Consider the following 9,631-nt stretch of genomic DNA (forward strand, 5'->3'; position numbering starts at 1 on the left):
CGTCGCCCAGATTCAAGCGACCGGACGGGGTGTCGAGCACAGGACGTCGAGGTAGTGCTGGTTGTACATGACACCGAGGACGTTGCCGAAGGGGTCGACCACGGAGGCGGTGACGAAGCCGGGACCGCGCTCGATCGGCTTCTCGTGTGCCGTGGCGCCCAAGGACAGCAGCCGCTCGAAGGCGGTCTCGACGTCGTCCACGTGCCAGTACGTCACCGCGCCGCCGGCCGTACCCGGGCGGGGGTGGGGGGCGAAGCGGCTGTCGATGATGCCGAGCTCGTGCTGGTAGTCGCCGACGCGGAACTCGACGTAGGCCGGCGTCCCCTCGATCGGGCGCGTGAAGTACGGCTCGACGCCGAGCACTTCGCCGTACCAGCGGGCGGCGGCGGTGACGTCGTCGGCGAAGAAGCTGACAGTGGTGAGGCCTCGCAGCATCGGGGGTTCCTTCCTCAGTTGGTGACACCACCCATCCTCCGATCTGAAGTGCTCATCTTCTGAGCACTTTGTTGGAGAATCTGGGACCATGCGCGCTGACCGTCTCGTAGCCGTCCTGCTGCTGATGCAGGCCCGTGGCCGGGTGACCGCCGCCGAACTGGCCGCCGAGCTCGAGGTGTCCGTCGCCACCGCCCGCCGGGATCTGGAGGCGCTGTCGGCGGCGGGCGTCCCGGTTTATCCGCAGCCCGGACGCGGCGGCGGCTGGTCCCTCGTCGGCGGTGCCCGCACCGACCTCAGCGGGCTGACGGCGACCGAGGCACAGGCACTGTTCCTGCTCGTCGGCCCCGCCACGGCCGTCTCCTCCGAGGCCAAGGCGGCGCTCCGCAAGCTCGTACGAGCCCTGCCTCAGACCTTCCGGGCCGACGCCGAGGCCGCCGCCGACGCCACGATGATCGACCCCACCCGCTGGGGCGAACGCGACCGCCCCCGGCCCGCGACGGTCGACCTGCTGCAGACCGCCGTGATCCACCGACGCAAGGTCCGCCTGACCTACGCCGGTCGTACCCGGGAACGGACAGAACGGCTGGTCGACCCGTGGGGCCTGATCGACAAGGACGACATCTGGTACCTCCTCGCCGGAACCGACCGGGGACGGCGTACCTTCCGCGTCGACCGGATCGTCCAGGCCGAGCCGACCGACCAGCCCGCCGAACGCCCTGACGACTTCACTCTCGCCACCGCCTGGCGGGAGATCGTCGAGGAGATCGAGGGGCAGCGCTCCCGCACCTGGGCGACCGTACTCGTCGAGGAGCGGTTCGTGCCGGTCCTGCGCGACCAGTTCGGACGGCACTGCCACACCGACGGCGAACCCGACCAGGGGCGCGCCCGGGTCCGCCTCGCCGCCCCGACTCCCCTGGACATCGCCCGCCACCTCGCCGGCTGGGGCACGATGATCGAGGTCATCGAACCACGCTCGGTCCGGAACGAACTCGCCCGCATCGGCGCCGAACTCGCCGGTCGCTACACCGGCGAGCGCTGAAACGGAGCACACGAGGGGTTCTCGGTCCGGCCGGGACCTCCGGCCGGACGAGCCGTACACGGTTCCGGGGACGGGCGACCCTGGCGGCCGCCGGCGGCAGGCGGACGTCGCGCCTGACCGCCGTCGGCACGCCGCCGAGCTGTGCCTATTCGCTTCTGTCCGATGCCAGGGTTCGGGCCACGCCGATTTCCGGACGAACACAAGAGGCGTTCCTCCTGCGTTCACCCCTACACAGGTCACTCCACAGAGGGACCTTGGCTCCGGTATCCCGGCCATTCGGCCCCTGAGATCGCCCAGGATGGAGATCGTAATCTGCGATCATGACTGACGCTTGGGCACTTACTCCCCGCGAAGCGTTCGAGGTGCTGCTGGCAGGCAACCAACGGTTCGTCTCCGGCACCCCTCAGCATCCGAACCAGAACGCCATGCGCCGCACTGAGATCGCACCAGTCCAGCACCCGTTCGCCGTGCTCTTCGGGTGCTCAGACTCCCGGCTGGCCGCCGAGATCATCTTCGATCGTGGTCTCGGCGACATGTTCGTCGTACGCACGGCCGGCCACGTCATGGGCCCGGAGGTACTGGGCAGCATCGAGTACGGCGTGAGCGCGCTGGACTGCCGCCTGGTCGTGGTTCTCGGCCACGACTCCTGCGGTGCCGTCGCGGCCACGTGTACCGTGCTCGAACAGGGCTCGACCCCGGCCGGTTACGTACGCGACGTCGTCGAACGGGTGACGCCCAGCGTGCTGGCGGCCCGCGCCGCCGGGCTCGCCCAGCCCGGCGAGATCGTGGAGGAGCACACACGGCACACGATGGACCTGCTGTTGGATCGGTCCCGGGTCCTGGCGGAGCGGGTCTCCGCCGGCCAGGTCGCCGTGGTGGCCCTGTCCTACCGCCTGGCCGACGGCCGGGCGCGGACGCTCGCCGGCCGCGGCCTCGCTGTCACTCCCGGATCGTCGAGGGAGCCCCGTCTCACCGTCGATGAGCGTCGAAGCGCTCCGTAAGTCCACCCCCGCCTCCGGGCTTCGACCAGTTCGATCCCTGACCGACCCCGAACAGCGCCTCATGCCGGCAGGTGGCGGCGATGATCTCCGGTAAGCCTTCGTCAGCGGGCTCTCAGGCCGTCGCGAGTACGGATGTGTCCTGGCGGGGGATCCTGACACCCTTCACGAGCAGCCACAGAAGCATCGCGATCTCCGCGATTCCCGCCGGCGCGACGAGGAACGGGTCCAGCGCCGCACCGAGATCCGGTGCCAGGAACAACGTGAACGTGTCCAGGAGGTAGCCCACGCATCCGATGACGAGCAGGACACCCAGCACGCGGGGGAACATTCCGGACCTGTGGACGAGATACCCCAGCGGCAGGAGCCACAGGGCGAAGAAGATCTGCGCGATGAGGTAGCCGTAGTGCTGGAGGTCGAGCATGAGCAGCACGAGCGCGTCTGACCCGCGCGCGCCGAGGGCGCCGGCATAGGAGGTGTCGGTGGCGACGAGCAGCGCCGCGAGCTGGTGAACCATGTTGAGGCAGATGATGGCGACGGCGACCGCCACGAAGATCACCATCGCGCGTGCGGCGTTCCTGTTCACGTGCTTGAGGAGCACGTACAGTGTCATGGCCGTGAAAAGGAAGAACGCGGCTTGCACGAGGTCGGCGACGAAGCCCGCACGGACCAAGTCCGCGTGGGCCACGACGTTCCGCGCCGTACCGGTGGCGTCCCCGGGGCGGTAGACCTCGCCGCGGGAGAAGAAGTGGGCGAAGCCACCCAAGATCGCGACGATCAGGTAGAACAGTCCAGCGGTTCTGGCGAGATGCTGAGGCGCGCGCATGGTTTCTCCCGGTTTTTGGGGCGTTTTTGGGGTTTTCTGGCGTGCCGAACAGAGGCCGCAGGGTGGTGTCCCCCGCGTGCCGGTGTGGTGATGTGGCGACTACTCCTCGGTGTCGGGGTACTGGAACACGTCGTCGAGCGGCACCGTGAACACCCGGGCGATCTGGAAGGCCATCTCGAGCGACGGTGAGTAGCGGCCCTGCTCGATGGCGATGACGGTCTGGCGGGTCACGCCGATGCGGTCGGCCAGCTCCGCCTGCGTCATCTCGCCATGGGCGAATCGCAGGGATCGGATCGAGTTGGTGACTTTGGTGGGCTTGGCCATGGTCAGAAGCCTCGGCGGTACGCGACGATCTTGACGATCGACGAGGTGAACGCGGACACGACGAACGCCAGGTAGAGCGAATTGGCGATCCAGAAGTGCTCGGCCTCCACCATCGCGAGGCCGAGCGGAACCAGCGCGCAGACGCTGACGACGTAGAACCCTACGTGCTGCCCGAGCCGGTTGATCTCCTTGTCGCGCTCGTCTTCCTTGTCGGCGTCCCTGGGCGAGGCGATCGTGGCCACGACGCTCGCGACGATGTTCAGGACCACCGCGACGCCGATGGCCGTGAGCATCGGCCGTATGTAGGCGATTTTCGTGACGTCCGTCCCCGGAACCTGCCCGAGGACGGTCGCGAAGTAGACCACCGACACGACGAGCGCGGACACGGCATAGATCCATGAGCGCTTCTCTCCGAATGACATGCCCGCTCTCCCATGTATAAAAAACTTGACATCTCGAAAGTAAAGCAACGCCGACATGATGTCTAGTATTTTTGACTCCGCCATCGACGACGGACCGGGGAGACGTCGCGCCCGTGCGTGCCGCGATCGTGCGCAAGGCTCTCGAGGAGCCGCTGAAGCAGATCGCCGTCAACGCCGGCCTTGAGGGCGGCGTCGTGGTGGAGAAGGTGCGCAACCTCACCTCGGGTGAGGGCCTCAACGCCGCCTCCGGCGAGTACGTCAACATGTTCGAGTCGGGCATCATCGACCCGGCCAAGGTGACGCGCTCCGCGCTGCAGAACGCCGCCTCCATCGCGGCCCTGTTCCTCACCACCGAGGCCGTCATCGCCGAGAAGCCCGAGAAGACCCCGGCCGCTCCCGCCATGCCCGGCGGCGACATGGACTTCTAGATCGGGTCACCCGGGGCATTCGCACCCCGGGGCCGGGGAGGACCGCCCCTCCCCGGCTCACCGGCGCTACGGTGGAGATCGCTTACGGCCCGGCCGCCCCTCTCCATGCGAGGTGGAAGTTGAAACTCGGCCTGCACTACTGGAACTACTCGACACCGGCCGATCCCACGCTGATCGCGCCGACGCTGGCGGACACGGTGAGGATCGCCGAGCAGGCGGGGATCTCGTCCTTCACCGTGATGGACCACTACTTCCAGATGAGGACACGCACCTCCACCGCCGACGAACCGATGCTGGAGGGGTACACCACGCTCGGGTACGTCGCGGCGCTGACCGAGCGGATGACGCTCGGCCTGATGGTCACCGGTGTGATGTACCGGCATCCCGGCCTGCTCGCGAAGATCGTCACCACTCTGGACGTGCTGTCCGGAGGCCGGGCCTGCCTCGGCCTCGGGGCGTCCTGGTACGAGCGGGAGCAGCGCGGGCTCGGCGTGCCCGTCGTCCCGATGAGCGAGCGGTTCGAGCGACTGGAGGAGACGCTCCAGATCTGTCTCCAGATGTGGAGTGACGACGACGGCCCGTACGAGGGACGGCACTACCGGCTCGACGAGACGTTGTGCGTGCCGGCGCCGCCGAGCGGACGACCGCCGATCATGGTGGGCGGCGGCGGCGAGAAGAAGACCCTGCGGCTGGTCGCACGGTACGCGGACGCCTGCAACCTGTTCGCGACCAGCGTGGACGAGGTGGCGCGCAAGCTCGACGTGCTGCGCGAGCACTGTGCCGGCGAGGGCCGCGACTACGACACCATCGAGAAGACCGTGATGTTCAGCCGCCCGGTGCTGGACGCGGCCGACGCGTTCCTCGCCGACGTCGAGGCGTACGCGAAGCTGGGCGTCGGCGAGATCCAGGTGTTGCCGGACCGGCACCCGGTCGCCTTCGTCGAACAGGTCGCCGAGGACATCGCACCCCGGGTCGCCGCGATCGGCTGACCGCGACGGACCCGGGGCGGCGGAGGAACATGGTCGTCGCCGAGGGCGGCGACCCCCAGGAGAGTCCCCCGGGGTGTTCAGACCCGCACGGCGCCCTGCGGGACCTCGCGGTCGAGGTGCTCGCGCAGTCCCTCGCCCTCGATGTCGACATTGGGGAGGATCCGTGAGAGCCAGCGGGGCAGCCACCAGGCGCGGTCGTCCAGCAACGACATCACGGCCGGCACGATGGTCATCCGGACCACGAAGGCGTCGACGGCCACCCCGAGCGCCAGGGCGAAGCCCATCGACTTGATGATCGCGTCGTCCATGAGCACGAACCCGCCGAAGACCGAGATCATGATGAGCGCGGCGGCGGTGACGACGCGGGCGCCGTGCCCCATCCCGGAGATCGTCGCCTGGCGTGCCGTGTCGCCGTGCACGAAGTCCTCGCGCATCCGGGAGACCAGGAAGACCTGGTAGTCCATGGCCAGGCCGAACAGGATGCCGATCAGCAGGATGGGCAGGAAGCTGACCAGCGGCCCCGGTGTGTCGACGCCCAGCAGGCCGCTCAGCAGGCCCCGCTGGAAGACCGCGACGGTGATGCCGAACGTGGAACCCACGGTGAGCAGGAAGCCGAGCGCGGCCTTGATCGGGACCAGGACGGAACGGAAGACCAGCATCAGCAGCAGCACCGACAGGCCGACGACGAGCAGCAGATAGACGGGCAACGCGTCGGAGAGCTTGGCTGAGACGTCGATGCCGACCGCGGTCTGGCCGGTCAGGGAGACGTCGCCGATGTCCTTGACCTTCGCGCGGATGTCGTGCACGAGAGTCTCGGTGGCCTCGTCGGTCGGGCCGGTGGCCGGGATGACCCCCAGCAGTGCGGTCGTGCCCGAGGCGTTGAGCTGCGGCGGCGTTACCGCCACGACACCCTTGACGGTCTGCATCGCCGCCGCGGCCTCCTGCGCCACGCGCGTCGTGGCCTCCGCCGACTCGCCGGTGACGACGGCGGCCAGCCGGCCGTTGAAGCCGGGCCCGAAGCCCTCACTGGTCAGGTCGTACGCCTTCCGGGCCGTGGTGTCCTCCGCCGCCGTCCCGGCGTCGGGCAACGCCAGGCGCATCTGCGCGGCCGGCACGGCCAGGCCGCCGAGGACGAGCACCCCGGCCACGATGAACGGCACCCGCCAGCGCGTGACGACGTACGCCCAGCGGAACCCGAAACCGGGGCGGGCCGCGGCGGGGTCGGGCTCCGCCCCGCGCTGCTTGCGGGGCAGGATCCGCAGTCCGGCGAAGCCGAGCAGGGCGGGCTGGAGGGTGATGGCGACGAGGACGGCGAGGGCGACGGTGCCGGAGGCGGCGAGGCCCATCACGGTCAGGAACGGGATGCCGACCACGGCCAGGCCCGCGAGGGCGATCACCACCGTGGCGCCGGCGAAGACGACGGCCGAGCCGGCGGTGCCCACGGCCCTGGCGGCGGCGTCCTCCGGATCGAGCCCGTCGAGGAGGTTCTGCCGGTGGCGTGAGGTGATGAAGAGCGAATAGTCGATGCCGACGGCCAGTCCGAGCATGAGGGCGAGGACGGGGGCGGTGCTGGTCAGCTCGATGGTGCTGCTCAGGGCGTAGAGTCCGGCCATGCCCGCGCCGACGCCGATGAGCGCGTTGAGCAGGGTCATCCCGGCGGCCACGAGCGAGCCGAAGGTGATGACGAGTACCATGGCCGCCACGGCGACGCCGAGGGCCTCGGTCCCGCCGACCTCCGGCTCTGTCGTCATCACCTCGCCGCCGTGCTCGACCCGCAGCCCGGCCGCCCGCGCGCTCTTTCCGCTGTTCTCGTACGCGGTGCGCTGCGCGTCGGTCACCTTGTCGCTGGTCTCGGCGAACTGCACCTGCACCAGGGCGTGACGGCCGTCCCTGGAGACGGCGCCGGCCTGGAAGGGATCGACGGCCGCGACCACGCCGGGCAGCGCGCCGGCCTCCTTGGTGAGGGCTTGGATCGCGGCCCGGTTGTCCGCCGAGGTGAGCGCCTGGCCTTCGGGGGCGGCGACCACGATCGTGCCGGTGGCTCCCGCGGCCTGCGGGAACTGCTCGGCCAGGGCGTCCAGGGCACGCTGGGACTCGGTCCCCGGCATGGTGAAGTTGCTGGCCGTCGGGCCGCTGAATGCCGCGGCCGACGCGCCGAGGGCCGCCAGTACGGCGATCCACAGGACGAGCACCAGCCGCCGATGGCGGAAGGATGCGCGGCCGAGCCGGTAGAGCAGTGTGGCCATGGAAAAGGGGTCCCTCTCAGGGGTGGTTGGGATCATGGTCAAGGGTGCGCAGCGCGCGGCGGATGAGGACGGCGCGCAGCTCGTCGTCAGACAGCCGGACCGGACTCGTGCCGACGATGGGCACGGCCCCGAGCACCATCAGCGCGGCCACGTGGGCCTCCGGATCGGTGGAGCGGCCGGCGAGCGCGTCGACCAACCGCTCCGATATGTCCAGGACGTCGGCCAGTGCCGGGTGCCGGAGCATCTCGGGGATGTTGTCGTAAAGGATCTTGGCCTCGTGTCGGAACCGCAGCACGAGGTCGACGAATCCCTCCACGGCCGGGACCACGGCCGCGTCGCCGTCCAGTCCGGCCAGCCGCACGTCGAGTTCGGCGAGCGCCTCCGCCGCGGGGGTCAGCAGCTCGGTGAGTATCGCGTCCTTGCCGTCGAAGTGGTACAGCAGAGCCGCTTTGGAGCAGCCGACCTCGCCGGCGATGTCCTGCAGGGACGTGCCTTTGAAGCCGGTCGCGGCGAACAGCCGCGACGCCACCTCGAGGATCTCCCTGCGGAAGCCGGAGCTGTTGCGCGCCATGGCGGCAACGCTATCTGACCGATCGGTCAGATGCTGACCGATCGGCCAGTTTGTGACCACTGCCACAGGACGGGGCGTCGGCGGGACTGCCGCCACCAGGTAAACGCGATTGCGTCAGTGCAGGTCAGTCCACTCGCTTCGCGGCCGGACGGCCCGTCCAAGAAAAAGATCATCCGCTGCCTGAAACGCGACATGGCGCGCGAGCTCTACCGGATCATCACATCAAACGATCAAGAATGCGTCGCGGGGCTCAGCACTCGAGAATGCCGTGGGCGGCCACGATGTCACTCGAAGCGTTCGGCCGTACCTCGGTGATGCGCTCGGCCAGCAGCAGCGCAGCGGCAAGCCCACCCCCCGACTTGTCGCCGACCAGCCCGAGCTCGACCCGGTCGGCCAGGTAGTCCTCCGAGATGCCATCCTCGTCGCCGGGAAACAGCGGATCGAAGAACAGGATCCTGCGGCCGTCAACGTAATGGTCGAAGGACGCGACCATGTTCACGTTGACGAAGACACTCGCCGTGACCGTCCCAGCCGACAAGGGCCGCAGCACCTCGTCCAGCGTGCCGGCGAAGCCGTTCCACTCGCTCAGAATGGTCCCGCCCTCGGCCGACCGGGCAGAGATGAGGCCCTCCTCTATCTCGCCTTCCTCGTCATCGCCGTCGAATACGTCAATGCCAAGGCGGGCCAGCGCCTCGTGCGGGGTAAGGCCGCGGACGAAGGTCGCGCAGAACGCATCGTCATCGAGCCAGTCGTAGCCGCTCATGAGACTCCCGCTCTCTCCAGGGACAGATCATGGAGATCCTGGCATGCGAGTCCGACGAAAAGCCTGTACGACCTTGAGCGGCGACATCGGAGGCATCCTCGCGGGCCGACGTCCTGAGCACGGCCCACATGAGACGGCCCAACTCCCCTGACGGGTTCACGTCCTCCTCACTGATCGAGTGTCCCGGTTGAGGCCACCGAGTCGAGGGCGCCCACGGCGCCGCTATGCGATCGACTTCGCGGCGGAGCCGCCCGGGACCGGGGGCTGACGAGCATCGGAACGAAAATCCGCGCTAACGGGCCGTCGCCGCAGACGTTGGCGTGACTTTCCGCTCGGATGCGTCTGGGGTGAGGGGCTGGCCTCCGAAAGAGTCATTGGGGAGGGTAAACGTCAGGTAGGGGCCGCGGGCGCGGGAGGTGTCCTCAGCGGGCGCGGGTTCCTGGTCATCGTCGTAATGACGTCGGCGCCGAGCGAGGCGTTGTGCGCGATGCGGGCGCGAATGTCGTCGTCGGTGGTGACCTCGCCGCCCAGGAAGCCGCAGTGGCCGCCGTGCGAGGTCAGGGGGGCGGTCGCGGTGAGGATGCGGGGGC

At 69.1% G+C, this 9,631-nt stretch carries 11 protein-coding genes and 1 pseudogene; 4 read left to right on the top strand and 8 right to left on the bottom strand.

Annotation, left to right across the window (positions count from 1 at the left end; translation table 11 throughout):
• Nucleotides 1-12: 12 nt before the first annotated feature.
• A complete protein-coding gene (locus IMZ11_RS36785; protein ID WP_228647175.1) occupies nucleotides 13-435 on the bottom strand; it encodes a VOC family protein in 423 nt (140 codons plus the stop codon).
• An 88-nt stretch (nucleotides 436-523) separates the two neighbouring features.
• On the opposite strand from IMZ11_RS36785, the gene IMZ11_RS36790 reads away from it, so the two are divergent.
• Both IMZ11_RS36790 and IMZ11_RS36795 read left to right on the top strand, forming a co-directional pair.
• Entirely contained in the window at nucleotides 524-1,474 is a 951-nt protein-coding gene (locus IMZ11_RS36790; RefSeq protein WP_228647177.1) for a YafY family protein, read from the top strand.
• Between the two features lie 320 nt (nucleotides 1,475-1,794).
• A complete protein-coding gene (locus IMZ11_RS36795) occupies nucleotides 1,795-2,475 on the top strand; it encodes a carbonic anhydrase (protein WP_228647179.1) in 681 nt (226 codons plus the stop codon).
• Between the two features lie 112 nt (nucleotides 2,476-2,587).
• On the opposite strand, the gene IMZ11_RS36800 is transcribed toward IMZ11_RS36795, so the two are convergent.
• The 3 genes from IMZ11_RS36800 to IMZ11_RS36810 form a co-directional block, all read right to left on the bottom strand.
• On the bottom strand, nucleotides 2,588-3,298 hold the full coding sequence (locus IMZ11_RS36800) for a DUF4386 domain-containing protein (protein WP_228647181.1): 711 nt from the start codon (nucleotides 3,296-3,298) through the stop codon (nucleotides 2,588-2,590).
• Nucleotides 3,299-3,397: 99 nt separating this feature from the next.
• Nucleotides 3,398-3,622 carry a helix-turn-helix transcriptional regulator gene (locus IMZ11_RS36805; RefSeq protein ID WP_228647183.1) on the bottom strand — a complete coding sequence of 75 codons (225 nt, stop codon included), beginning with the start codon at nucleotides 3,620-3,622 and terminating at the stop codon, nucleotides 3,398-3,400.
• A 2-nt stretch (nucleotides 3,623-3,624) separates the two neighbouring features.
• On the bottom strand, nucleotides 3,625-4,044 hold the full coding sequence (locus tag IMZ11_RS36810) for a hypothetical protein (RefSeq protein ID WP_228647185.1): 420 nt from the start codon (nucleotides 4,042-4,044) through the stop codon (nucleotides 3,625-3,627).
• Between the two features lie 98 nt (nucleotides 4,045-4,142).
• Here IMZ11_RS36810 and IMZ11_RS36815 point away from each other — a divergent pair.
• Both IMZ11_RS36815 and IMZ11_RS36820 read left to right on the top strand, forming a co-directional pair.
• Nucleotides 4,143-4,472: pseudogene (locus IMZ11_RS36815) on the top strand (TCP-1/cpn60 chaperonin family protein); the annotation flags it as partial.
• 119 nt (nucleotides 4,473-4,591) lie between these two features.
• Nucleotides 4,592-5,461, top strand: a complete 870-nt coding sequence (locus IMZ11_RS36820; protein WP_228647187.1) for an LLM class F420-dependent oxidoreductase — start codon at nucleotides 4,592-4,594, stop codon at nucleotides 5,459-5,461.
• A 77-nt stretch (nucleotides 5,462-5,538) separates the two neighbouring features.
• On the opposite strand, the gene IMZ11_RS36825 is transcribed toward IMZ11_RS36820, so the two are convergent.
• From IMZ11_RS36825 to IMZ11_RS36840, 4 genes are all read right to left on the bottom strand, one after another.
• The gene (locus IMZ11_RS36825) at nucleotides 5,539-7,707 is read right to left on the bottom strand and encodes an MMPL family transporter (RefSeq protein ID WP_228647189.1); all 2,169 of its coding nucleotides are present in this window, start codon (nucleotides 7,705-7,707) and stop codon (nucleotides 5,539-5,541) included.
• A gap of 16 nt (nucleotides 7,708-7,723) precedes the next feature.
• Nucleotides 7,724-8,278: a TetR/AcrR family transcriptional regulator gene (locus IMZ11_RS36830; protein WP_228647191.1), complete on the bottom strand. Its 555-nt coding sequence runs from the start codon at nucleotides 8,276-8,278 to the stop codon at nucleotides 7,724-7,726.
• Between the two features lie 250 nt (nucleotides 8,279-8,528).
• Nucleotides 8,529-9,041 (bottom strand): DUF6461 domain-containing protein, encoded by a 513-nt coding sequence (locus tag IMZ11_RS36835; RefSeq protein ID WP_228647193.1) that lies wholly within the window; start codon nucleotides 9,039-9,041, stop codon nucleotides 8,529-8,531.
• Between the two features lie 390 nt (nucleotides 9,042-9,431).
• Nucleotides 9,432-9,631, bottom strand: a 200-nt coding sequence (locus IMZ11_RS36840) for a hypothetical protein (RefSeq protein ID WP_228647195.1), incomplete at its 5' end; no start/stop codon positions are given.

The sequence above is a fragment of the Microtetraspora sp. AC03309 genome, from assembly GCF_020826795.1.
Taxonomy (GTDB): domain Bacteria; phylum Actinomycetota; class Actinomycetes; order Streptosporangiales; family Streptosporangiaceae; genus Microtetraspora; species Microtetraspora glauca.